At 41.8% G+C, this 25,574-nt stretch carries 21 protein-coding genes; 12 read left to right on the plus strand and 9 right to left on the minus strand.

Annotation, left to right across the window (positions count from 1 at the left end; all coding sequences use genetic code 11):
- Nucleotides 1-113 precede the first annotated feature (113 nt).
- On the plus strand, nucleotides 114-1,745 hold the full coding sequence (locus tag ACLGGR_RS17540) for a M14 family metallopeptidase (protein ID WP_410973586.1): 1,632 nt from the start codon (nucleotides 114-116) through the stop codon (nucleotides 1,743-1,745).
- Nucleotides 1,746-2,005: 260 nt separating this feature from the next.
- Here ACLGGR_RS17540 and ACLGGR_RS17545 read toward each other — a convergent pair whose 3' ends face one another.
- Nucleotides 2,006-2,491 (minus strand): phenolic acid decarboxylase, encoded by a 486-nt coding sequence (locus ACLGGR_RS17545; RefSeq protein ID WP_410973587.1) that lies wholly within the window; start codon nucleotides 2,489-2,491, stop codon nucleotides 2,006-2,008.
- A 112-nt stretch (nucleotides 2,492-2,603) separates the two neighbouring features.
- Between ACLGGR_RS17545 and ACLGGR_RS17550 the strand changes: the two genes are divergently transcribed.
- Together ACLGGR_RS17550 and ACLGGR_RS17555 are read left to right on the plus strand one after the other, a co-directional pair.
- Entirely contained in the window at nucleotides 2,604-3,161 is a 558-nt protein-coding gene (locus ACLGGR_RS17550) for a PadR family transcriptional regulator (protein ID WP_410973588.1), read from the plus strand.
- 104 nt (nucleotides 3,162-3,265) lie between these two features.
- Nucleotides 3,266-4,372, plus strand: coding sequence for a nitric oxide synthase oxygenase (locus tag ACLGGR_RS17555; protein ID WP_410973589.1), 1,107 nt, complete (start codon nucleotides 3,266-3,268; stop codon nucleotides 4,370-4,372).
- A gap of 16 nt (nucleotides 4,373-4,388) precedes the next feature.
- Here the strand turns inward: ACLGGR_RS17555 and ACLGGR_RS17560 are convergent, their stop codons facing one another.
- Nucleotides 4,389-4,661, minus strand: a complete 273-nt coding sequence (locus ACLGGR_RS17560; RefSeq protein WP_142946370.1) for an acylphosphatase — start codon at nucleotides 4,659-4,661, stop codon at nucleotides 4,389-4,391.
- Nucleotides 4,662-4,782: 121 nt separating this feature from the next.
- On the opposite strand from ACLGGR_RS17560, the gene ACLGGR_RS17565 reads away from it, so the two are divergent.
- Nucleotides 4,783-5,433: an MOSC domain-containing protein gene (locus ACLGGR_RS17565; protein WP_410973590.1), complete on the plus strand. Its 651-nt coding sequence runs from the start codon at nucleotides 4,783-4,785 to the stop codon at nucleotides 5,431-5,433.
- A 33-nt stretch (nucleotides 5,434-5,466) separates the two neighbouring features.
- Here the strand turns inward: ACLGGR_RS17565 and ACLGGR_RS17570 are convergent, their stop codons facing one another.
- The 3 genes from ACLGGR_RS17570 to map form a co-directional block, all read right to left on the minus strand.
- A complete protein-coding gene (locus ACLGGR_RS17570; RefSeq protein ID WP_064497716.1) occupies nucleotides 5,467-5,604 on the minus strand; it encodes a YflJ family protein in 138 nt (45 codons plus the stop codon).
- 134 nt (nucleotides 5,605-5,738) lie between these two features.
- Nucleotides 5,739-5,900, minus strand: coding sequence for a hypothetical protein (locus ACLGGR_RS17575; protein ID WP_087976421.1), 162 nt, complete (start codon nucleotides 5,898-5,900; stop codon nucleotides 5,739-5,741).
- Between the two features lie 124 nt (nucleotides 5,901-6,024).
- Nucleotides 6,025-6,774 carry a type I methionyl aminopeptidase gene (gene map / locus ACLGGR_RS17580; RefSeq protein WP_024424611.1) on the minus strand — a complete coding sequence of 250 codons (750 nt, stop codon included), beginning with the start codon at nucleotides 6,772-6,774 and terminating at the stop codon, nucleotides 6,025-6,027.
- 189 nt (nucleotides 6,775-6,963) lie between these two features.
- On the opposite strand from map, the gene nagE reads away from it, so the two are divergent.
- The gene (gene nagE, locus ACLGGR_RS17585; protein WP_251217066.1) at nucleotides 6,964-8,331 is read left to right on the plus strand and encodes an N-acetylglucosamine-specific PTS transporter subunit IIBC; all 1,368 of its coding nucleotides are present in this window, start codon (nucleotides 6,964-6,966) and stop codon (nucleotides 8,329-8,331) included.
- A gap of 18 nt (nucleotides 8,332-8,349) precedes the next feature.
- On the opposite strand, the gene ACLGGR_RS17590 is transcribed toward nagE, so the two are convergent.
- Nucleotides 8,350-9,108, minus strand: coding sequence for a DUF817 domain-containing protein (locus ACLGGR_RS17590; protein ID WP_410973591.1), 759 nt, complete (start codon nucleotides 9,106-9,108; stop codon nucleotides 8,350-8,352).
- Nucleotides 9,109-9,305: 197 nt separating this feature from the next.
- Here ACLGGR_RS17590 and ACLGGR_RS17595 point away from each other — a divergent pair, with 197 nt between their 5' ends.
- Complete coding sequence (locus tag ACLGGR_RS17595; RefSeq protein ID WP_410973592.1) at nucleotides 9,306-9,809, plus strand: DoxX family protein; 504 nt, start codon at nucleotides 9,306-9,308, stop codon at nucleotides 9,807-9,809.
- A gap of 43 nt (nucleotides 9,810-9,852) precedes the next feature.
- Here ACLGGR_RS17595 and ACLGGR_RS17600 read toward each other — a convergent pair whose 3' ends face one another.
- Complete coding sequence (locus ACLGGR_RS17600; RefSeq protein ID WP_410973593.1) at nucleotides 9,853-10,440, minus strand: YjgB family protein; 588 nt, start codon at nucleotides 10,438-10,440, stop codon at nucleotides 9,853-9,855.
- 98 nt (nucleotides 10,441-10,538) lie between these two features.
- Nucleotides 10,539-12,521, minus strand: coding sequence for a lipoteichoic acid synthase (gene ltaS / locus ACLGGR_RS17605; RefSeq protein WP_056767679.1), 1,983 nt, complete (start codon nucleotides 12,519-12,521; stop codon nucleotides 10,539-10,541).
- A 579-nt stretch (nucleotides 12,522-13,100) separates the two neighbouring features.
- On the opposite strand from ltaS, the gene ACLGGR_RS17610 reads away from it, so the two are divergent.
- From ACLGGR_RS17610 to treR, 6 genes are all read left to right on the plus strand, one after another.
- Complete coding sequence (locus tag ACLGGR_RS17610; protein WP_410973594.1) at nucleotides 13,101-14,759, plus strand: pyridoxal phosphate-dependent decarboxylase family protein; 1,659 nt, start codon at nucleotides 13,101-13,103, stop codon at nucleotides 14,757-14,759.
- A gap of 31 nt (nucleotides 14,760-14,790) precedes the next feature.
- Nucleotides 14,791-16,515 (plus strand): methyl-accepting chemotaxis protein, encoded by a 1,725-nt coding sequence (locus ACLGGR_RS17615; protein WP_251217071.1) that lies wholly within the window; start codon nucleotides 14,791-14,793, stop codon nucleotides 16,513-16,515.
- Between the two features lie 79 nt (nucleotides 16,516-16,594).
- Nucleotides 16,595-16,981 carry a DnaJ family domain-containing protein gene (locus ACLGGR_RS17620; RefSeq protein WP_410973595.1) on the plus strand — a complete coding sequence of 129 codons (387 nt, stop codon included), beginning with the start codon at nucleotides 16,595-16,597 and terminating at the stop codon, nucleotides 16,979-16,981.
- 167 nt (nucleotides 16,982-17,148) lie between these two features.
- A complete protein-coding gene (gene treP / locus ACLGGR_RS17625; RefSeq protein WP_142946360.1) occupies nucleotides 17,149-18,585 on the plus strand; it encodes a PTS system trehalose-specific EIIBC component in 1,437 nt (478 codons plus the stop codon).
- Nucleotides 18,586-18,600: 15 nt separating this feature from the next.
- Complete coding sequence (treC, locus tag ACLGGR_RS17630; RefSeq protein ID WP_410973596.1) at nucleotides 18,601-20,301, plus strand: alpha,alpha-phosphotrehalase; 1,701 nt, start codon at nucleotides 18,601-18,603, stop codon at nucleotides 20,299-20,301.
- 19 nt (nucleotides 20,302-20,320) lie between these two features.
- A complete protein-coding gene (gene treR / locus ACLGGR_RS17635) occupies nucleotides 20,321-21,049 on the plus strand; it encodes a trehalose operon repressor (protein WP_267587984.1) in 729 nt (242 codons plus the stop codon).
- A 16-nt stretch (nucleotides 21,050-21,065) separates the two neighbouring features.
- On the opposite strand, the gene ACLGGR_RS17640 is transcribed toward treR, so the two are convergent.
- On the minus strand, nucleotides 21,066-25,358 hold the full coding sequence (locus ACLGGR_RS17640; RefSeq protein WP_410973597.1) for a multifunctional 2',3'-cyclic-nucleotide 2'-phosphodiesterase/3'-nucleotidase/5'-nucleotidase: 4,293 nt from the start codon (nucleotides 25,356-25,358) through the stop codon (nucleotides 21,066-21,068).
- Nucleotides 25,359-25,574 lie beyond the last annotated feature (216 nt).

A 25,574-nucleotide genomic window follows, 5' to 3' on the forward strand; every position in this document is an offset into this window, starting at 1 on the left:
ATTTGCCCTAGACAAAGATATACCTGTTCCTCCAAAAGATTTATTTTTGAAAAATAATGACACTTTTGCTGTTTTTTTCTTTATAATGCAAATCAACGAAGGGAGAGGATAGCATGTCCAAACGAAAAGGCACGATTCTTTTTGCTGCTGTATGCCTCATGGCAGGCATTTTGTCGATGGTGAGCCCAGCTTCAGCTCATGCAGAAACCCCTTATTATGGAAAGAGTTATGAACAGCCGGCTTCAGTGAAAAAGCTATACCCTGAGCCTGGCGAGACGTTTGATACCCCTGCCTTTCAGAAAAAAGGAGAAGCATTTACGACACAAGAAGAGCTTCAAGCTTTCATAAGAGACATTGTCCGCAAAAGCCCATATGCCACGCAGAAACAGATTGGAACATCCATTGAAGGCAGGTCCATTCCGGCTCTGTACTTTACAAAGGATCGCTCCATCACTCCACTTTCAAAAAAGCCAACAATCTGGCTCCAAGCCCAAATACACGGAAATGAACCAGCCTCCGGTGAATCTGCTCTCGTCATTGCAAAACGATTAGCAGGTGAAGAAGGAGAGCGTATACTCAATCATGTCAATATCATCATTGTCCCAAGAATCAATCCTGATGGTTCTTATGCATTTGACCGCAGACTTGCAAACGGATTAGACGGAAACCGTGATCATATGACATTAGAATCTCCAGAACTGATAGCCCTGCATCAAGAATTTAATCGATATGCGCCAGAGGTGGTTATTGATGCCCATGAATACGATGTGGGTCAAAAGCAGTTTGAAGATATTGGTTCATCAGGTGCTCTCAAATATCATGATTTGCTTATTCTTTCAGGGAAGAATTTAAACATTCCTGAAAGCATCCGGCTGACATCAAATGAGTTATACGTTAACGGAGTTCGTGAAACGCTGACGAATAAAGGGTTTTCTAACGATTTGTATTATACAAACACAAGAGGAAAGGATGGAAAGATCGACATCTATGAAGGTGGAACGGATGCGCGAATTGGCCGTAATGCCCTTGCACTTTCGCCAGCCCTGTCATTTCTTGTAGAAAGCAGAGGGATTGGGATTGGAAGAGAGGATTTTGCCCGCCGCGTCGCTGCACAAGTAGCTACCCATGAAAAAATCATTGAAACTACAGTGAAACATGCCAAACAGGTGAAGCAGCAAATGGTGACGGAGCGGCTGAAGCTGGTCAAAAAAGGATTGCAGCCAAATGATGATGATCAGGTGGTCATTCAAGACGATTTCGAAACACCTGTCAATGACTCGCTGGAAATGGTTGATATTGAGAAAGGACAAACGACTCAAGTTCCTGTACGCTTTCACAGTGCGAGCGATGCTGTTCCTGTCTTAACAAGAGAACGGCCGACAGCTTATCTCATTCTTCCGGGGCATGAAGGAGTAGAAAGGAAACTCAGAACATTAGGATTAAAAAGTGTCACATTGCCGGTTGGTATGAAAGTGCCGGTACAAGCCTATCAGGTGACAAAGCGAGAGGAAAAGAGCAAAACAGATATCCAGCTTGAAACAAAACTCGTTGACAAGAAACGCCAGCTGCCAAAAGGAACAAAGGTATATGTCACGGCACAGCCGCAAACCAATTTGCTGTCACTTGCCCTTGAACCAGAATCAAAGGACAGCTATATGTCATCAGGGTTTATTGCTTCAAAAGAAGGTGATGAACTGCCAGTCTATCGTTTCATGCTTCCTCAAAAGACGTTGGGCATTCAATAAAAAAGGGCTAAAATGATAGCCCTTTATCAAATGTAAAAGCGGCACTAGGCGTGCCGCTCAGCGCGCGGACAAACCTTCGCATTCGGTGTCAGTTCTGCGTGCCGGTGCTCACGAATGTTCAATTCGCTCCGCTCCGGTACTCGGCCTTCCTAGACTGCAAAGGTTTTCAGATCACGCTGAAAAGAAGAAAAAAGGCTAAAATAAAGATCATTTTAGCCCTTTTTCAACAATCTAAAGCGGCACTAGGCGTGCCGCTTTTTTTATTTTCGTCCAGCTCTTATTTCATCTGTCATGCCTTCATATGGTGCTTCTGCGATAATGGTTTCGTCATTCACACCTGCATGATGGATATACGTAATGTCCGCAAATTCTGGGACAACATATTTCGGATAGGTTTCGTATTTTTTACGAGATTCTTTCATGAGATCGATGTAGTCATTTTGATAGCAGACGGTGATGTCTGGACGTTCATGCACCCATTTTGGGAAGAAGATGACGCCATGCATGCGTTTTTCTTCAGGCATAAAGTTCAGAGAGACGTCTGTCCCAGTTGGTTCTGTCCAAGAGACTTTGTATACGCCTTTTGTCAGCTTCACAATATTTACTTCTTGATCACGGACCCAGCGTCCACCAACCATTCCGCTATGAATGCGGTAATCAATGGTGTGATCGTTTTTAATGTAAATCTCATATTCCCAGCCATTTTCATACGTATAAATCATATGAAGTCCAACGAATTGATCCATGTTTATTCCTTCTTTCATTAGAATGATGTTTTTTCAAACATGTTGTGATTTACATGTTTATTTTAAAGTCTATGGTATACTAATGTCAAAGAATAAGCGTTGGAGGCCCATCATGAGAGTACTGAAATATGCCATTCTTGGCTTACTAGATCAGCGTGAGCTGACGGGATACGATATCACGAAACATTTTAAGGATTCCCTTGGACAGTTTTGGAGTGCGAAGCACAGTCAGATTTACCCTGAGCTGAAGCGTCTTACAGAGGAAGGGTTTATTGAATTTGATATTCACATACAGGGAAAAAAGCTGGAGAAGAAGGTCTATCAAATCACAGCGGAAGGAAAAGAAGAATTGCGTCAGTGGTTAAAAACAAAAGATCCGATTCCAGAAACAACGAAGGATGAATTCATGCTCAAAACCTTTTTCATCTCCTCCATGGACAAAAAAGAAGCGGCGGACCTGTTTGCATATCAACTGCTAGAGCGTACTAAGAAAGTAGACATGCTGGAACAGAAGCTGCACGCTTTGACAGAGGAAGACCCTTCTGCTGAATCGCTGCATTCAGCGCAATTTGGGCATTACTTAGTGCTGACAAGAGCAATTGAAAGAGAAAAAGGCTATGTCCGCTGGCTCCAAAAGACCCTTAAACGTATTGATTCATCTATGGTCTAAGGACAATGGTCGGATGATATGATAAAAAATGGTTTGAAACGAGTGAATTTATTAATAGAAACCGCTACAATGGATATATTCGTATTAAAGTGAGGCGAGTATGTTTGAGTAATCAAGAAGCGTTGTGGAATGAAGCAGAAGCTTTTATTTCTGTATGCTATGAAGAATTAAACAAGTCAAATGAAGAGAAAGCAGCACGTCTGCATGAAATAAAAAAAGAAATTGAGGCTGAAGGTATTTATACGCATACACTAGAGGAATTAGCTCACGGGGCGAAAATGGCATGGCGTAACAGTAACCGCTGCATTGGCCGTTTGTTTTGGTCGACCCTGCAAGTGCATGACTGCCGGCATGTAAAGACAGAGGATGAGGTGAAAGAGGCGCTCTTTCATCATATTGAGTATGCGACAAATGGCGGGAAAATCAAACCGTCCATTACGATCTTTCCCCCAGAGAAAAACAGACAGAAGGAAGTCGTCATTTATAATCATCAGCTCGTTCGTTATGCAGGCTATGAGACGGAATATGGCATCATCGGCGACGAGGCATCTCTTGAATTAACAAAATTATGTGAAGCCCATGGCTGGAAAGGGGAGGGCACACATTTTGATATTCTGCCTCTCATGTTTCAGCTAAAGGATCAGCCGCCTGTTCTGTATGAGCTTCCGAAAAAAATCGTCCAAGAGGTAGAGATCACCCATCCTGAATATGATGGATTCCGTGATTTAGGACTGAAATGGTATGCGGTTCCGATTATTGCTGATATGAAATTAGAGATTGGCGGTATTCATTACAACGCTGCACCGTTCAATGGCTGGTATATGGGCACAGAAATTGGCGCCCGCAACCTAGCAGATGAAAACCGCTACAATATGCTGAAAAAAGTCGCTTCCCTGTTAGGCCTGGACACAACAAAGAATTCGTCCCTTTGGAAGGATAAAGCCATTGTCGAATTGAATGTGGCGGTTCTCCATTCTTATCGCGAAGCAGGGGTAACTATTGTTGATCACCATACAGCAGCACATCAATTCAAGCAGTTTGAAAAGCAGGAAGAAAAGGCTGACCGCAAGCTGACTGGGGACTGGACATGGCTGATTCCCCCAGTATCACCAGCTGCTACCCACATATTCCATAAGCATTACGACAATACGATTGTGAAACCAAACTATTTTTATCAAGACAAGCCCTATCACGGGACAGAAAAAGCCTAGCGAGAGCTAGGCTTTTTTATGAACGTATTCGAAAATCTTGATAGTGAGCAAGCTCAGTGAGCGGCTCCATTTGCATGTCGGTGACTTTTGAAAAAGGACTTCCTTTCCGGACAGTCTGTAAGAAATCAATCACTTTCTGCTGCTCACCTTCTACCTTTAACTCGACATGACCTTCATCTGTGTTGCGTACCCAGCCTTTCATTCCACGATTGACGGCTTCTCCCTGAACAAAATAACGAAAGCCGACTCCTTGTACACGTCCTTTTACAATGGCGTGATAATGAATCATGGTCATCACTCCTTTTTCACATCGTACCATAGCCTGCATCTGATCTTCATGCATCGACTATGATTTGATTGTCAAACGATGTAAAATAAAAGCCAGTAGACAACCAAAGGAGATGGCCATCGTGGGACAAAAGAGATATGACATAGAAGGAATTCAAGTGGGACAGCCTATCATCACCTATGCGAACGGAAAAGAAATCAAAACAGCCATCAACAAAAGGCGCATTCATGAGCCTGTGTATTTAAATCAGGTCAATTTTGAAGGAGATGGTCAGGGGGATTTGGTTCATCATGGGGGCTATGATAAAGCCGTCTGCGTCTTTCCGTATGATCATTATGCTCACTTTGAACAATTTTTAGGGGTTCCATTACAGGAAGCTGCCTTTGGCGAGAATGTAACAGTACGCCAGCTAGTCGAGACGAATGTGCGTATTGGCGATGTGTTTCAGCTTGGAGAAGCACTTGTTGAGGTAAGCCAGCCAAGACAGCCTTGTGTGAAATTATCTCTTAAGCATGGCAACATGAAGCTTGTAAAGGAAGTACAGAAAACAGGGTATACAGGCTTTTATTTACGTGTACTGAAAGAAGGTATGGTGCCGCCTGATGCTGCGCTTGTACTAGTAGAAAAAGCATCCCATCAGATTACGGTCCATGAAGTCAATGAAGTCAAATATCGTCAAACAAGTCCAGAGAGACTGAAAGCTGTTCTTAAAGTAGATGCCTTAGCAGATGTGGTCAGGAAGTCTTTAGAAAAACGAATTCAGCACATTTAAAAAAAGCCGTACAGAAGTACGGCTTTTCAGCGCTTATGAGCTGCGTTTCTTTTGCTCAAGAAGATTTGCAAGGAAATATGTTTTTAAGCTTTGAAGCTTTCTTCCTTCATGCTTGGTCACACCAAGCTTCTTTAATTCTTCGACATACCAGCCTTTGCTACCATAATGCATGATAGAAAACTCCTTTCAATTGAAACTGCCTGCATTGTAACATCTCAAAAAAGGACGTGAAAAGTGTGCAGGTGTCAAGAAATGAAAACTGATTCTATCTGCCTATGATCCATGTATATGCTGGAAATATTGATTTATGAATTTGGCGGGTTGAGGGTAACGAGGATCATGCCGACCGTCATAATCATGATGATAACACCAAGATAGGTCATCATGGATTGTTTTTTCTTAATCCCTACAACCGTTAAGATAATACTTTCGATGAAAAAGATAACACCTATGATGATGAACCACATATCAAATAAGACCCCTTTCGCATATCTTTGCCTATTTTACCACAGGCTTTTTTGTTTAGTCGTGACAGATTCGTGAAACGGGCATGAAAAAATCCCCTCCAGTGAAGGAGGGGACCCGTTTGGCTTACAGCTTTGTTAAAATAATCGGTTCGTCTTTAGTGATCACAATCGTATGTTCAATCTGTGCCACTAGACTTTTATCTGGTGTTTTAAATGTCCAGCCATCATCAGCTTGATAAATTGATTCAGCATTTGTTGAAATGAAAGGTTCAAAGGCAATGACTGTGCCATTTTTAAACAAAGCATTATCGAATGGATCATAGTAGTTCAAAATATGGTTGGGTGCTTCATGCAGATTCTTCCCAATGCCGTGTCCTGTTAGGTTTTTAATAACAGTAAATCCTTGTTCTTTCGCTGTATTGTAGACCGCACGGCCAATTTGGTTTTGTCTTTTACCGGCTTTTGCATGCTTTAATCCTTCAAGGAACGCATCCTCCGCACACTTACATAATGCTTCAAGACGAGCATCACCTGTTCCTAAAACGAATGAAATACCTGTATCGGAATAATATCCGTCAAGCTCTGCTGAGATATCAATGTTCACGAGGTCGCCCTCTTGTAAAATGGTTTTTTCACTAGGGATACCGTGTGCAACTTCATCGTTTACGCTGATACAAGTGGTACCAGGAAAGTCATATTCCTTTTCAGGTGCTGAATTGGCACCGTGCTCTTCTAATATTTTTTTCCCAATCAAATCTAATTCTTTTGTAGACATGCCTGGTTTCGCTTGGCTTTTCATTTCTTCTCTTGCCAAAGCGACAATTCGGCCGACTTTTTTTAAGGCTTCTAACTCATGATCATGTTTGACAATCACTGTTCATTCCCGCTTTCTATATCTTCATTCTATTCAATAGCTTACCACATTTTACGCAAAAAGAGTAAAGAGCGGAATTCAAATGGATGTGGACAAATTGGTATAGATAACTAGACGTGCATATGATATATTTTTTATGAACATCATGAACGATTTAGTCATGATGATGACAAAGGGGGGAGAAGTCAGATGGTGTTTCAGTTTTTTCAAAAGCTAGGAAAATCATTTATGCTTCCAATCGCTGTACTTCCAGCAGCAGGGATTATTTTGGCCATTGGGCGGGAGGATGTATTCAATATCCCGTTTATTTATGAGGCAGGGAATGCAATTTTTGCGAACTTGGCTTTAATTTTTGCAATGGGTGTAGCGATTGGTATTTCAAAGGATGGGAACGGGGCAGCGGCATTATCAGGTGCGATCTCTTATTTTATTTTGTCAGCCGGTACAACGTCGATCAACTCAACCAACAATATGGGGGTATTGGGCGGTATTTTATGTGGGCTTTTGGCAGGTTATGTTTACAATAAATTTAAGGATACGAAACTGCCGGAATACTTAGGTTTCTTTAGCGGAAGGCGGCTTGTGCCTATTATGACGGCACTTTTCACCATTCTATTAGCAGCCGTTTTCGGATATGTATGGCCTCCGATTCAAAGTGTGATCAATGATCTAGGGGAATGGATCTTAAGTCTTGGTGCAACAGGTGCAGGGCTGTTTGGTTTCTTTAACCGATTGCTTATTCCATTGGGACTTCATCATGTATTAAATAATTTATTTTGGTTTCAATTTGGCGAATTCAACGGGGTAACAGGGGACTTAGCGCGATTCTTTAAAGGAGATCCAAGCGCGGGTGTCTTTATGACCGGATTCTTCCCAGTGATGATGTTTGGTCTGCCAGCGGCATGTCTAGCCATGGTTGTGACTGCAAAGCCTGAGAAGCGAAAAGCAACAGCTGGTCTGATGATTGGGATGGCGCTTACATCATTTATAACAGGGATCACTGAACCAATTGAATTTTCTTTTATGTTTTTATCTCCACTTCTATATGGTGTCCATGCTATTTTGACGGGGCTTTCGCTTTTTATTGTGAACACCCTCGGGATTCATAGCGGCTTTGCCTTTTCAGCCGGTGCGATTGATTACGTCTTAAGCTTCGGTATTGCACAAAAACCGATCATGCTTCTTGTAGTCGGAATCATTTATGGCGTCTTGTACTTTGTCGTTTTCTATTTCCTCATTAAACTATTAAAGCTGAAAACACCAGGCAGGGAAGATGATGACATGGAAGATATCGCAGCGGATGATACGGTGACGGCAGGAGGAGCGAGTATGCTCGTAGAGGGACTTGGCGGCAAAAACAATATCACCACGATTGATCATTGTGCCACACGTCTTCGCTTAACAGTAGAGGATACAAATTTATTAAATGAAGGTACATTGAAAAAAGCAGGTGCCAAAGGGGTGCTGACTTCTGGAAAAACATCCGTACAAATCATCATTGGAACGAATGTAGAATTTGTCGCAGATGATCTCCGTAAGGAAGTTGATCGAGATTAAAAAAAGCGTTCAGCCAGGTCAAATGGGCTGAACGTTTTTTTGTTTACGCTGTTCGATCACCAGTACAATGCTGATGACAACAAGTAAAAACCACGAACTGATTTTACCAAGATGGACGAGAGACCAAGCATGCTGCTGATTTGGATATTGCCATGCGCCTAAAAAGGTCGTGACATTTTCGGCCACCCAAATAAAAAAGCCAATCAGGAGAAATGAAACAACAAGCGGCATTCGAAAGAAAGATGGACCAACCTGAAACGAAACCGACGTTTTCCGAAACACAACAACAAGAAGACATGTCAGCCACCATCTGACATCATAGAGCCAGTGATGTGTAAAGAAATTGAGATAAATGCACAAACTGATGCCAATTGAAAGAAATGGATGAGGCCAGTTGGTCACTTTTACATGAAGCCGTGAAAATGCCTGATAAATATAACTAGCCACACTCGCATACATAAAGCCGCTATAAAGTGGAACCCCAAATATTTTTGTATAAGCTTCTTCTGGATAGGACCAAGAGCCCATATGTACTTTATAGATTTCTAAACAGATTCCTATGAGATGAAAGAGACAAATGACCTTTAGCTCCGCCCAAGTTTCCAGCCGCAGCGTAAGCATCAGGATCTGAGCTGCAAGACAAAGCAGTAGAATGAAATCATACCGGTGAAGAATAGGAATAGACACCGTCTTTGATAAGGCAAGCGCCGCAAAGATCATGACAGGGAATAGACATGAGATGGCCTGTAAATAAGCAAAATGAAATAGTGTTTTCATACAAAATTAAACCCCTTTTCACTGTCTGAAATGACTTAGACGGTTTTAGCAAGAGAAAAGTTTACCTCAACTAGATATTCATGAACAATTTGTGAATATATATGTGAAAAGGATCACAAATAACATATTGCATAGTATAATAAGATCATAAAGAAAATGTGAAATATTTCACATAATTTAAAAGAGGAGGCATCATCATGTTTACAAAATTCTTACAAACGAATGTATGGGCAGCCGTTATCCTTTTGGCAGCAAGACTTTATATCGGATGGGCTTGGCTGACATCTGGTATTGGAAAACTAACAGGTGGATTTGATGCATCAGGATTTTTGCAATTTGCGATATCTGAACCAGTCGTCAAAGATGGTCATCTTGTGTATCCGTTCTATGTATGGTTTTTAGAAAATGTCGCTTTGCCGAATGCCGGACTATTCAGTGCTATGGTCATGTGGGGAGAAATCTTAGTAGGCCTAGGATTAATTGTTGGATTGTTTACAACAACGGCAGCCTTTTTTGGAAGCGTGATGAATGTCTCTTTCTTACTAGCTGGAACTGTCTCTGTGAACCCGCTACTTCTGCTCATTGCTATCGTTATCATGGCAGCGAAAGGGAATGCAGGCAAATTTGGACTTGATTATGTCGCAGGTCCAGTCCTCAAAAGAACAATGAAAAGAAAGCCGCACTTAGAAGTGGCATCATAATAAAGAAAAGCATCCAGAGCCTCTGCTCAGGATGCTTTTTTACTTAAGAATCGGCTTTAATGAGATTGATATGCAGGACGGTGAGCTTCTGCTGATTTATATCTGGGTCATGGCCGACGATAAATTCCAGCTCATAATTTCCAGTACGATACACATATTTTTTCTCTTTTGTCTGCGGAATGGTGCTTACTGAATCCGCTGGTCCAAGCTGTTTCTTTAGTAACGAAGGGGTCATACCGCCAATATTCGTTTCTTTTTCTACATTTGTACCGAAATAACGGATTTCATCAATTTTGCCTTTCGCATCATAGTGAAAAGCAAATCCGGGATTCCCCATTTCCGCATGATACAAATCAAAGCTGCTTTGACCTGTTTCTGGATATGGATTTCCGAGCTGATGATGAACGTCTTTTTTGGTTTGAACGCCTATTTTCAATCCCTTAGCATAGTAGGGCATCTGTCCTTTATGTGCCAGCTCATAAATGCTGTTAAGCACGGCTTTTGGACCTTGAGGAACGGATTGTTCTGCTGCTGGTTTGACCATGGCGTGTGCTGAGACAGCAGGGCTGAAACCGAATAGGGCAGACGAAGCAAGTGAGGCAGTCACGACAAAAGCTGCTGTTTTCTTCATGATAAATCCCTCCTTCTTCTCCTATACCCGGTGCCATCATGATCAAACGTGAAAAGAACCAGCTGATCAAGGATCGGCTGGTTCTTAGCATGAGAACGTTATTTTGAAGAAGAGCTGGATTCATCTTTGGCGGAAGAGGAATCCTTTTCATCCTGTACTTTCTTTGTATAGTCATAATCGTTGCGGTCAATCGGTGTAAAGCCTTTAGGTTTGTAGAAACGGAGTAAATCTTCGGTGACAATCTTATCGGATGTCTCCAGCATCTTTTTCACCGTTTCGTTTTCTTGTGATGCCTTGTCAGTTGGCTCGATTTTCTCGCCTGTTTTGTTGCTGTAATAGTTATTGCCTACTTTCGTGTAGTCTTTAGACACGAAGTCACCGTTTCTAAATGGCACAAGCTCTTTAAAGTTCTTCGATAAGATATCAGAACCAGACATTAAATAGTTCTTCGTATCATCGCCAAGCAGGTGCAGAAGGGTTGGTGCGACATCGACTTCACCAGAGTATTTATGAATCTGTCCGCCTTTTACGCCAGGAACATGGATAAAGAGCGGCACACGCATGAGCTGCGCATTTTCATAATCTCCAATTTTTTGTCCTGTCACTTTTTCCATCGCTTCATTGTGATTTTCAGAAATGCCATAATGATCTCCGTACATAATGACGACTGTATTGTCATAGAGACCTGACTTTTTCAAATCGTTGAAGAACTGTTCAATCGCTTCATCTAAATAATGAGCTGATTGGAAGTAGTTATCGACGACAGAGTCTCCGAAGTCACCAGGTTCGAAATCAGTATCACCTTCATCCATTCCAAATGGGAAATGGTTCGATAATGTAATGAATTTCGAATAAAACGGCTGCTTCATGTTTTTAAGGATTGGCATGGATTCTTTGAAGAACGGTTTGTCTTTCAGTCCATAGTTCTTCGTATCCTGCTCGTTCATATCGTAGTACTCAGAATCGTAAAATCTGTCATATCCAAAGGATTTAAACATTTCATTACGGTTCCAGAAGGTTTTCGTATTGCCATGGAATTCTGCTGACGTATATTGATCCTTCTTCAGAATACCAGGAAGAGCTTGATATGTGTTTTGCGCTTTGTTAATAAAAACAGAGCCCTGTGATAATGGGAATAATCCAGTATCCATCATAAATTCAGCATCAGACGTTTTTCCCTGTCCTGTTTGATGGAAGAAGTTATCAAAGTAAAACGTTTTGTTGTCGTGTGCCAATGAGTTAAGGAATGGCGTTACCTCTTTTCCATTCACCTTATAATCAATAACAAAGTTTTGCAGAGATTCAAGAGAAATCGTAATGACGTTCATGCCTTTCGCTTTCCCGTAATAAGCCGGGTTAGGATCAGCGCTGTTCGCTTTTAAATAGTTCTCTACATCTGTCACGTCATTTGAATTTGCCAGAGCACGCTGGCTGTTTGATTTCACATTTTGAATGGCATCAAACACAGTAAAGTTATAAGCACCTAAATATTTAACTAAATAATTGCGGTCGAACGATCTTGATAAAAGCTCTGGACGATCGATTTCTGCAGCAACTAAGTTTAAAACAAAGATTACAACAGAGGACACAAGGACGAGTCTAAACGATTTTGACTTTTGAACAGGTACAGTGGCTGTACTTGTTTGCTGCTGCCTTTTCATGCGGACTGCAAGTACGATCAAAATGATTGTATCTATAAAGTAAAACACATCAGTCCAACGCATGAGTGAAAATGCACTATCACCTAATTGTCCGCCATTCGTTCCTGCCTGCATCACTGTAGGCAGCGTGATAAAGTCATTGAAGAATCGATAGTACACGATGTTTGCGTATAGTAAAAAAGACATGAAAAAGTGAATCACAATGATAGCGGCAGGCTGCCATTTTTTCTTGAACAATAAAGCAAAGCCAAGAAAGAACAAGCTGGAGCTAATAGGATTCACGAAAAGCAAAATATGCTGAAGCACATTTGATATACCAAGTTTAAATTCGATTAAATACGCTGAATACGTTTTGAGCCATAGTAAGATGGCTGCAATCAGAAAGAAGCCGAGACCTCTTTTTTGAATAAATGTTTTCATATAAACACTCCTTTTCTCCGATACACGGAAGAGGCGGAACGAAAGAAAACGAACCATTAGAATATACCACGAAATGCACAAATAGAAAAGTCATAACCGGTGAAGAGCCTTTGGAAGCCTGTCCGAGCAATAAAAGGGGAGAAAATGAAAATATTCGCCCATCGAAAAACTTTTTATGAAAATCGTCCTATTATTAACAGAAAATTCAGTAATTTTCCAGTTGCTATATCAATAAAACAGGTAAAAAGGCACGAGTCTAAAGAATTAATTTTGTTTCTACAATGATGATTTAGAGAGTATTTCCAGTGTTTCTTAATGTTTATGCAGGTTAAGTAAAAAAAATGAGCAATGGAATGGAACAAGACCATGGATAAAAATTCCTCTTATATGATATATCAATATATTTTGTTATTACATCAACATAATGGTTTTGATTTGTTTTGTAAGGGTTTTATTTATTTTGATGAATGAACAAATTATCTAAATATACTTAAGTGAACATATTGAGACTATAAACTTCTGAATTGGGGTCGATATAGACAGTGACAGGAAATCTTCCATTGAAAGGATTGATAGTATATGACTGTACGAGCAGAGAACCTCGTTCAGAACTGGTTTCCGAGTGAGGACGGAAATGTAGGAGAGCGTAAAGAACTCGTCAAATTGATGGAGCAGATCATTTCAGGGGTCGATTACCTGAAGGATCCCAACCGTGCACACCTTAAAGGTGAAAAGAATCGTGGGGAGGACTTTTACAAAAAGCTCACTGAAACAAGTCAAATTCCGATGAACGGCCAGCAAGCGGAACTTGTGAATGAAGAATTACTGAAGCTTTTACATAACCATCCATACCACACCAAGTATTTCTTCACGAACATTTTGCCAATGGCAAGTACACCAGGAATTTTAGGCATGCTGACGGCGATGCTGGTAAACGGAAACAACCTATGGGATGTTTATGGACCAGCAGGTGCAGAAGCTGAGGTCAGAGTGGTCTCAATGATGTCTAAGCTCATCGGATATGATCCAAATGTGAGCGGGGGATACACAACATGGGGAGGTCAGGGAGCCATTTTCTCAGGACTTCGTTTAGCGATTGCAAAAGTTGCGCCGGAGTCACTGCGAAAAGGAGTTCCGCAAAATCTTTATGCGTTTTGTTCTGATGCCGCACATTACAGCTTATTTAAGTCAATGGAAGCAACAGGACTTGGCACAGACAACTTAATCAGAATTAAGACGAATAAAGATCATTCAATGGATATGGGAGATTTGCGCTGTCAAATGGAACGTGTTGCACAAAATGGCGGAATTCCCGTTTATATTGTCGCAACAACAGGAACGACAGATGCCATTGCAATTGATGATGTAAAAGGGGTACGTGAAACAGCACAAGCTGTGGCTGAGGAGTATGGTCTAAAGGTGCCGCATATTCATGCGGATTCGGCGCTGGGTGGATTCTTTGCTTTCTTTAATGAATATGATGTATCTGTAAACCCGCTGCAATTCTCAGACGGTGTTCTTCGAATGCTAAAAGAAATCAAAGCGAAATTCCAGCATCTTTCTCTTGCTGATACGATGTGCTTTGATTTTCAAAAGCTCGGCCAAACACCTTACACATCCAGTTTATTCTTAGTGAAAAACGCTGCTGACTTAAAGCGTTTAGACCTGGAAGAAAAAGAGACACCTTATGTGGGACATAGAGGCTACGGCGAATACCATACGGGTTATACACTGGAATGCACAAGAATGGGAAGCTCAATTAGTATGCTGAGCGTGCTGTTAACGTTTGGAATTGAAGGCTACCAGCGCTTGCTCGGGCAATTCTTAGAGGTGAACCTTGCCTTCAGAGAAGCACTTAGTAGGGAAATTCCGCAAGCAGAAGTCGTGAATGATGACAACGTCGGAATGGCTACATTATTTAGAATTTACCTAGACGGCTCACCGCGTTTTCAAGAAGAGATTTCTGGTGTAGCGACTTCAATGGAAATTGAGCGGAACAATGAATTGAACAAAATGCTGTTTGAAAAGCTTGGAGAGAAAAGAGACGAGATGTTCTTTGGTGATACAACGAAGTTTTTACTTGTAAATTCAAAAGAAGGTCAAGAATTTTATCTAAGTGTTAGTAAGTTTTTTGTTATCTCACCTTATACGTTACCAGAGCATATCCCTCATATCGTATCTTATTTAAAAGATGTGATTGCATCTGTTTGTGAACAATTTGAACATGTACATGCTTAAATTAAATCTGAGAGTGGAGATGTAGGAAAAAATGGCGAAACAAAGGAAATTTGGAGGATACACGATATCCTCCAAAATCATGTCAGTCGTTGTCGTAACATTACTCGCAACCGTTGCATTATTCGTTCTAACATTTTATCTAGTCAGTCAGGATTTATCATCCCAGTTATTAAAGCAATTTGATTATCGATTAACAACAGATATTGATACAGCCAAAAAAGAAATCGATAACATTGATGGAAACGTGCTCAGCATTAGCGGGAAGGATGATCCCATTTATGTCGACATCAAAAAGAAATTCACAGAGCTTCAAAAAGATCATACGCTTGAGAACTTATACGTGTTATCTAATAAAGGCGGTAAAGAAAGAATTATCGTTTTAACTGGAGAAGACAATGATTTTGACCAGGATTATGCATTCTCAGATGAGATGAAACAAGCTCTTTCTGAAGATAAAATGGTCAAAAGTGATATTTACAAAGATTCATACGGAACACATAAATCAGTCTTTTTGCCAATTAAAGATTCAGGCGGTGAACTGACAGGGATTCTTGGGATTGATTTAGATGCATCAATTGTTCCAGCTACAACAAAGAAGCTGACACTCTACATTACGGTTGCATCTGCTATTGTGCTCATCGGTGGATTGCTCTTCTCCTTTATCATGGGAAGAAGAATTGCGAAACCAGCACGTTCATTGATGGAATCAGCGAACCGAATTGCTGACGGTGATTTAACTGGAATGGTAGAAGTTGAAAGTAAAGACGAGATCGGCCAGCTTGCCGCATCCTTCCAAAAGATGCAGGGGCGGATCAAAGAGCTCATTTCGAAAATCTCGCACTCATCTAGTGAAGTGTCGAAAATGTCTTCACAGCTTCGTACGGTGACGAACGAATCAAGTCAAAGTGCGCAGCAGGTATCAGAAGCTATGACGAATATGAGTGAAGGAATCAATGATTCTGTCGCAAATATTACGGATTGTACGACATCCGTTGCTGAGATCGATACTCAAATCGAAGGCGTCACAAAAGAAGTTGATGAAATGAAATCTGTTTCATCTGACGTACAAGAGCAGTCTGAATCTGGTCAAAAATTAGTGACCCATGTGCTTGATCATCTGAATATGCTACATGACAAGATGACCAACTCAAAGCAGGCAGCAGAAGAATTACAATCTCATTCAACGGAGATTGAAAGTGTCATCTCGATTATTACAGACATTTCAGCACAAACGAATCTGCTTGCACTGAATGCTTCAATTGAAGCGGCCCGTGTTGGAGAAGAAGGAAAAGGCTTTGCTGTTGTGGCAGATGAGGTGCGCAAGTTAGCTGAGCAATCAGCGGATGCGGCTAAAACCGTTTCAGACCTTGTCATCGGCACACAGGAAAACAGTCAGCGCGTTCTTGAAAGCGTAGAGGAAAGCAGTAAAGCAGTGGAAGAAGGACGTGAGCAAATGGAAGGCACGTCACAAAACTTCGCTTTGATCTACGACGGTGTTTCTCAGTTTTCAAGAAGAACGAACAATTTGCTTGCTTCTATTAAGCAAGTGGAGCAAGCATATCAAACGATTTCTACATCGATTGAGCAAATTTCTGTTGTATCGGAAGAACATGCAGCGAGCTCTCAAGAAGTGGCGGCAGCAACAGAACAGCAAAGTGCTGGTATGCAGCAAATTTCAAGTGCGATTGAACAGCTCTCTGATATGTCGGATGACTTAGCACAAATGGTATCTACTTTTAAAATAGACAATAAATAAAGAAAAAGCTGACTCTTGTGAAGGAGTCAGCTTTTTTGCTATGCTTAATCAAATTGTTACGGACGAAAGGAGAAACGCTTTGGATTTTGCGCAGAGATTATCAGAAGAACGGATCAAAAAAGCGATGGATAAAGGGGCTTTTGAAGGATTATCTGGTTTTGGGAAACCTTTGCCAAAAGATGACGCTGCTCATGTACCAGAAGAACTTAGAATGGGCTACCGCATCATGAAAAATGCTGGCTTTGCTGGGGAAGAAACAGCACTGAAAAAAGAACTCATGACTGTCAAAGAGCTTCTTCACTCCAGTATAGACGGAGAGGAGAGAAAAAAGCTTTCTCTCATATGTGAAGAAAAACAAAAACGTCTGGATGAACTTACATCTAAGCGCCAAACTTTTGCCCGCCCAGCCTCCTCCTTTTACAAAAACAAGGTCTATGAGAAATTAACTGAGCATAAAAAAAGATGATGACACGCTGCCTCACCTGAGCACATTGAGGGAGCTTTTTTTATGAAAGCGCTGCAATTTGTTGTTGACTACATGTATATACAAATATAAAATAAGAATCAAACATGTATATACAAGTTTTTTGGTTCTTTTTTCTTATATAAAAAAACGATCTCGGAGGGGATAGTATGGCTGATTATCAGGCAGCAGCAGATCAGATTGTGAAAGCCATCGGCGGCAAAGAAAATATTGATCAAGCGACACATTGTGTAACCAGGCTGCGCTTTGTGCTGAAAGATGAAGACAAGGTTGATGAGAAAGCACTTGAACAAATTGAAGAAGTGAAGGGATCTTTCTCAGCGAACGGTCAATACCAAGTGGTCATCGGCCAAGGAGTCGTCAATCGAGTATATGCCGAAATGGTGAAACAGACGGGGATTGGGGAAGCCACAAAAGAGGACGTGAAGCGTGCCTCTGATCAAAAATTAAATCCATTGCAGCGTGCTGTGAAAACGCTTGCGGATATCTTTATACCGATTCTTCCTGCCATCGTCACAGCCGGTTTATTAATGGGAATTAATAATATTTTAACAGCTCCTGATATTTTCTTTGATCAAAAATCGATAGTAGATGTGTATCCGGCATGGGCTGATTTAGCGAATATGATCAACTTAATTGCAGGTACTGCCTTCACCTTCCTGCCAGCATTAATTGGCTGGTCAGCTGTGAAGCGGTTTGGGGGGAATCCGCTTTTAGGGATGGTCCTAGGTCTGATGCTCGTACACCCGGACTTGTTAAACGCATGGGGCTATGGTGCGGCTGAAAAGACTGGTGACATTCCTGTTTGGAACTTGTTTGGTCTTGAAGTGCAGAAGGTAGGCTATCAAGGACAGGTTCTTCCGATACTCGTTGCCTCTTATTTACTTGCAAAGCTCGAATTGTTTATTACAAAACGGACACCTGAAAGTATTCAGCTGTTAGTTGTTGCACCAATTACGTTATTAGTCATTGGATTTTTATCATTTATCGTGATTGGACCTGTTACATTTGCAATCGGAAACGTTTTAACATCTGGACTTGTAGCCGTATTCCAGCAATTCGCAGCACTTGGCGGTCTATTATACGGCGGACTGTATGCAGCATTAGTCATTACAGGAATGCATCATACGTTCCTCGCTGTGGATATTCAATTGATTAACTCAAAGCTGCACGGCACGTTCCTATGGCCGATGCTTGCACTGTCCAATATCGCACAAGGATCAGCTGCACTGGCAATGATGTTTGTCTTAAAAGATGAAAAGCAAAAAGGACTTTCGCTGACATCAAGTATTTCTGCTTATTTAGGAATTACCGAACCGGCCATGTTTGGGGTCAACCTGCGTTATCGATTCCCGTTTATTTTTGCACTGATCAGCTCAGGGTTAGCCGGTATGTTTATCGCCTCTCAAGGGGTACTGGCAAGTTCAGTTGGGGTTGGCGGTATTCCAGGAATCTTCTCCATTATCCCGAAGTATTGGGGTGCATTTGCAATTGGAATGGTGATTGTCCTCATCCTCCCATTCATCGGTACTCTTTTATATGCAAAACTAAAAAAGAAGAAGGATTTTTCAGAAGAACTTAACTAGTGGTGGTGAAGGAAATTGAATCAGCAGACAAATGAACCGTGGTGGAAAAAAGCGGTGGTCTATCAAATTTATCCGAAGAGCTTTTTAGATACAACGGGCTCTGGTACAGGTGATATCAATGGCGTGACGAAAAAACTTGATTACATTAAAGAGCTTGGGGCGGATTGTATTTGGCTCACGCCAATGTATGAGTCCCCGCAGCATGACAACGGCTATGATATTAGTGATTATACAAAAATTCATGACATGTACGGGACAATGACAGATTTTGAACGCATGCTGAAGGAAGCGCATGAGAGAGGAATACGGGTCATCATGGATCTAGCCGTTAACCATACATCCATTTTCCATGAGTGGTTTCAAGCCTCGCGTGAGTCAAAGGATAACCCTTACCGGGATTATTATATTTGGAAGGAGCCAAAAGCGGACGGATCTCCTCCGAATGATTGGCAGTCGAAATTTGGCGGTCCAGCCTGGGAGCTGGACGAAGTAACAGGAGATTATTATCTTCATTTATATGATGTCACTCAGGCGGATCTCAATTGGGAGAAGGATGAGGTGCGCGGGCAAGTATATGACATCATGCACTTTTGGTTTGAAAAAGGAATTGATGGGTTCAGGCTCGATGTCATCAACAACATCTCAAAGGATCAGCGTTTCTTAGATGACGCAGGACAATCTGTGCAAGGCGACGGCCGCATGTACTATACGGACGGGCCGAGAATTCATGAATTTCTGCATGAAATGAACGAGGAGGTTTTTTCAAAATACGATAGCATGACAGTTGGAGAAATGTCTTCAACGAATATTGCAGACTGCATTCGGTATACAAGACCTGATCGGCAGGAGCTGGATATGACGTTCAATTTCCATCATTTAAAGGTGGATTATCCAAACGGCGAAAAGTGGGCGATCGCACCATTTGATTTTCAAGAATTGAAATCGATTCTGTCTGAATGGCAGACAAAAATGCATGAGGGCGGCGGCTGGAATGCGCTGTTCTGGTGCAATCATGATCAGCCGCGTATCGTCTCAAGGTATGGTGATGATGACACGTATCATCAGCAATCAGCGAAGATGCTGGCGACCACGATTCATCTGATGCAGGGAACTCCGTATATTTATCAAGGTGAGGAAATTGGCATGAAGAATCCTCGCTTTGAAGACATTTCGTCTTACCGTGATATCGAATCACTCAATATGTACGAAGTCATGCTTGAAAAGGGAAAATCAAAGGAAGAAGCACTTGCCATTTTACAGGTTAAGTCAAGAGATAATGCAAGAACACCAATGCAGTGGACCTCAGAGAAGAATGCAGGTTTCTCAACAGGAACGCCTTGGATTGAGCCAGCCCATAACGACATTTCGGTCGAAGCTTCATTAAAGGACCGGACGTCCATTTTTTATCATTACCAAGCCCTGTGCAGACTGCGTAAAGAACTTGACGTGATCACATATGGCAGCTTCTCTTTACTCCTAGCAGAAGATCCAAAGATTTTTGCTTATGTTAGAGAAACCATGAATGAGAAGCTCCTCGTGATCAACCACTTTTATGCAGGAGAGGCGGACTTTACGCTTCCTGATGAGCTTGTGCAGGCTGTAGATGAGATGAAGGGTCAAGTGCTGTTATCGAATTATGAGGATGTGCCGGCACATATCAAGGGATTTACGTTGCGCCCATATGAGTCAATCGTTTATCATTTAACCAAACGCTAGAAAATGGGGCGGAGGGAAAATGAAAGAGAATAAGTTTCGAGTGATTTATGATCAGCTCGCAAGACGAATTGAGCAAGGTGAATGGCAGGATAAAGGCATCCTCCCATCAGAGCATGAGCTTTCTATCATGTACGACACGTCCCGGGAGACAGTGAGAAAGGCATTAAATATTCTTGTGCAAAATGGCTATATCCAAAAAATCCGCGGGAAAGGCTCTGTATTGCTGAATCGGGAGAAAATGCAGTTTCCTGTATCAGGTCTTGTCAGCTTTAAAGAACTTTCTCAAACGCTTGGCAGAAAGACGGTCACAACGGTTCATGAATTTGGTTTAATCAAACCGGATCAGTATATTCAGTCTCAGCTGAAAATTGATGAACAGACGGACGTCTGGAAAGTCATTCGATCTCGCAATATTAGCGGGGAAGAAGTGATTTTAGACAAGGACTACTTTTTGCAAAAGCATGTTGAAGTGTTGTCTAAAGACATATGTGAAGGATCAATCTATGAGTATATTGAAGGAGAACTCGGTGTATCGATCAGCTATGCTCAAAAGGAATTTGTGGTAGAGCCATGTACAGAAGAGGACGCCAAGTACCTTGATTTGAAGGGATTTGACCATGTCGTTGTGGTAAAGAATTATGTGTTCTTAGAGGATACGAGTCTATTTCAATACACAGAAAGCCGTCACCGATTAGACCGCTTCAGATTCGTTGATTTTGCTAGAAGAGAAAAATTGGACAGAGCATAGGCTCTGTCCTTTTTTTTTAGGATGAAACATTTTTTCTTGTACGCTTGCGCTGGTAGTAATATAGGATACCGCCTGAGGCAAGCATGAGTACGCCAATCAATACAGCTGTATACATCATCGTTGCTGTATTTGGCAGTGTGCCGCCTGGGAGTCCGGTTCCATCTTGGCTTGGATCTGTATCTGTACCTCCGCCTGGCGCTGAAGTTCCGCCGTCTCCGCCAGTTTGATCCGGCGTTGTTCCAGCTGCCCCGCTTTGGTTGAGTACGGTATATTCGCTGAAATGCTCAGTTTGACCTGATACGACCCCATTTTCGAACGATCCGTTACTTGTTTTGGCATAACGGTTTTTCTTGCGGTCTACATAGTATATACCAGGTTTCTTCGCCTTTTGAGGCTCATCTAATGTAAAGGATAGTGTGACAGGATCTTTAAAGGTAGAAACCTTTTTCTGATCTTGTTTGATTTGGAAATCATACGTATCCGTTAATGCATTTTCCACCTTATCCGTCTTTGTCATCCATATATCTGCGCTTTTCTCGGACAAGTTAGAGAGCGGTAATGTGAGTCCCACTTTATCATGATAGATGGTGACGTTTGGATCTTGCTCTCTTTTCTTCAGCTCGGCTACCTGCGCTTTTGATAGTGACAATTGAACGTTTTTCGCTTCGCTCGCTTTGTCTAAATAGAGCAATGCTTTGTTTGTATGCTGCACATACGTTTGGAATTTCTCATCATCTTGAATATCATAAGCGCCTTTTCCTTTCGCACGCGGAAGGAACACTTCTTTCACTCGATGATCGATGACAGGAGAAATATGCCCGCCGTCAGCCTGTTCAATTTGCTCTTTGAAGATTTCATAGTCAACATAGCCTAAGTCTTCGCCGTGAGAAGCTTCTGTAAAGACGCTATAGCCATCGCCGCCTGTACCGACAAATGCGTTTGTTGCCACGCGGTATGTTTTCTTATCATCAATGTCTGTTAGTTTGCCGTTTTGGTCTTTCAGTTTGACATCAATGAGCCTGCTGCCAGCTGGTTTACTCAGTGTAAACGTATATTCAATGCCGGCTACATGAGGGAATGCGCCGCCGCCTTCCTCAATGCCTGAAAGTCCTTGTTCGAGTGCTTTCTTAATCTGGCTGCCTTTTAGATCTGCGACATATAGTGTGTTTCCAAATGGCATGACCGTTAATATGTCACCTAAAGTGATATCTCCTTTTTCAATGCTGCCTCGAATACCGCCGCCGTTGGTGATGGCAAGATCAGCACCAGCAGATTCTTGTGCTTTCTTCAGCATACCGTCAGCAATAAAGTTCCCAAGGTTCGTTTCCTTCGCACGGACGTGCTCTCGTTGTCCGTCTAAGAGGACATCGGTAGACCCGACTTTTTCCGTTTTTAAATCTTGAATATCTGCCTTGTACTGATCAAGGATTGCTTTTGCATCGGCATCTTCTTTGACAGAGTCATCGATGGTGATGAGGTCAAAAGAAGATGCCTTTGGCTGTACGACTCCTTTTTGATTAAAGGCCACGTCTACTTTTCCTAAGAATTGTCCGTAGTCCTTCACCTGTGCGACAATCGTTGGTTCTTTCTTATTGACGACCTTTAATTTTTCAACAAGGGTGTGCGTGTGACCGCCAATGATTAAATCAATCCCGTCTACTTTTTGAGCAAGCTCAAGGTCACGGTTATAGCCAATGTGTGTTAAAGCAATGATTTTGTTGATTTTTTCTTTTGTTTGAATGGTGTTGACTGTTTCTTTTGCTTTCTTGTATGCATCCTTGAATTGAATGTTAGGACCGCTGCTGGATGTAATGGCGGTGTCTTCAGTTGTTAAGCCGAATACAGCAACCTTCTCACCGTTTACATCAAGCAGGATGTATGGGTAAATCCCAGCTTCTTTTTTCTCACCAGCTTTAAATGTGGCTGGCTTTTTCACTAAGCCGCTCAATTGTTTTTCCTTAGAGACATCAACGTTTGCTGACACAATCGGGAATGCAGGCTTTTCAAATTGGTGACGATTTTTCGCATCTACATCTGAAGCATCGCCCGTCAGGAATTGACGAAGAACAGAAGGACCTTTGTCAAATTCATGATTACCAAACGTCATGGCATCATATTTCATTAAGTTCATCAGTTTTAGGTCGGCAAGTCCTTGCCATTTTGTAAAATATAGGTCACCAGAGAAGACATCTCCAGCATCTAATAAAATGTTGTTCTTGCTTTCGGCTCGAACTTCTTTAATCTTTGTTGCACGTCTTGCCGCATCATCAAGGTGGGCGTGTGTATCGTTTGTATGCATCACCGTTAAATTCCAATTGTCTGATGAAGGCGGTTCTGTTGTGCCATCCTCTTTAAAGGCTAGCTTGTACACACCAAGACCATCTGTGCTGGCGTTACGAACAAAGTCTACGCTGCTTGATTTTTCAGCAAACGGCTTAGCCAAAAGAGAAGATTCGAATGTGACTGTTGCGCCCTTGACTGGTGCAATGGACCAGTTTTGATCCGCACTTGGGTTGATGGTCTTTTGTTCGATAATATAATCCATCAGCACTTGGCGGTTCTCATCTGCTGAGGCAAGCACCACTTTATCTTGCGTTAGATGCGGGAAGCCACCGCCGCCAGAAGCTCTATAGTTGTTCGTTACGACTAAAAATTCTTGATTGTCAGAGACTGGTTTCCCGTTGTAGGACAGGTTTTTGATGCGGTTTGCATTCGCATTGACAAGAGTGCCTGTTGTGCTGTACTTAGCAGGCTGCGTCACATCGACTTGATAGGTGACACCATCGATCACATCAAAGTTATACGAGCGGTATTCTTCGTTTAAAATAGGCTGTTCATTTGAATCGTTTGGTTTGATCTGATTAAATTGTCCGGCAGACATCTCGAGCCAGTCTTTCACTTCACTGCCTCTCAGTTTAACAATCTGCACGGTGTTATCGTAAAGGTAGAGATCGCCGATGTTTTTAATCGCTAAATCTCCTTTTGCGATATTCGTATAATAATTCACACCGTTTCGGCCGCCGGCTTTAAACGGAGCGCCTGCAGATAAAATCGGTAAGTTTTTGTATGACGTGTCCTTCATTTTTTCTTGTGCATACCATTTTTGTGCATCTGTCACAATTTGAATAGAAGGGTCATCCATCACTTGAGCAAAAAAGCTGTTAATGTCTGCTTCTGTTTTACCGACAGGTTTTCTCACATAATCAAGTGTGTTTTGATGCGTCGTTTGAATGGCATCTTTCACAGTGCTGTTTTGAGAGGTGACTCCTGCAACAGATTCAATCTTTCCTGTTCCGTCTGTGACCTTCCATTTGCTGCCGTCAGGCTCTAATGTTAAATCAATGACTCCGAGGTAGCTTCCCCAGTTTTTTGACATGACGACTGGAATGCCGTTGATCGTTCCTTTTGAGACATCGAATTTGTCGACGCCGCTATATTCTGCGCTTGGGAATGTGCCGTGCTGGTGGCCGGACACGATCGCATCGATGCCTTTCGTTTTCGTGGCAAGGTCAAAGATCATATTTTCTGATCCTTTAGGCGAAGCGGTTTTTTCAATTCCTGTATGGGCAAGAGCGACGATGATATCTGCCCCTTTTTCCTTCATTTCAGGGATGGTTTCATTGGCAGATTCGACGATATCCTGCACTTGAACTTGTCCATCTAAATTCTTCTTATCCCACGTCATAATTTGTGGTGGAACGAATCCTATGTAACCGACTTTCACAGTTTGTGAAGCTCCGTTTGCATCTTTAAATGTTTTTTCTTGGATCACATAAGGCGTAAAACGGTGTTCTCCATTTAACTTTTTAACGTTCGCATTGACAATCGGGAAGTTAGCGCCGGCAATGGTACCATCAAGGAATGATAATCCGTAGTTAAATTCATGATTGCCAAGTGTTCCTGCATCGTATTTTAGTTTGTTGAGTGTATGAATAATGGGGTGAACCTTTGTTTGATTGATGATACTGTCTTTCTCATTTTTGTAAACGTATTCTCCAAGAGGGGTTCCTTGAATCAGGTCTCCGTTATCAACAAGGAGTGTATTTGGATTTTGTGACCGGTGCTTTTCAATCAACTCGGCTGTTTTTGCTAAGCCAAACTCATTTGTTTCTTTGTCGCTGTAATAATCATAATTCATCATGTTCGCATGAACATCCGTTGTGGCTAAGATGCTGACTTTTACGGCATCGCCATTTTCTATTGCTGCATGAGTAGGTACTGCTGGGAGAATGAGACTAATCATCATAATGGAAGTGAGCAGAATAGACAGGTTTTTCCTTCGTTTAGACCTATGTGCTTGCTTCTTCACCTGATCTCCGCCTTTCAAATTTTTTTGACCACAATACCTATTGTAGAAATGTTTCGTTAACTTTTGTAGTTATTTTTTGCAGATTATTGTAAAGATAACATAAATCATACGAATTACCTTGTTGAGGAAATATAAATAAGTCTAAATGCTTATTTTTATCATAAGGGGTTTTCTGATCGGGATAGGATGTTTGATTTCAATGTACCCGGGTATAGT

It is taken from the genome of Bacillus sp. BD48 (genome assembly GCF_046566805.1).
Taxonomy (GTDB): Bacteria; Bacillota; Bacilli; order Bacillales; family Bacillaceae; genus Bacillus; species Bacillus safensis.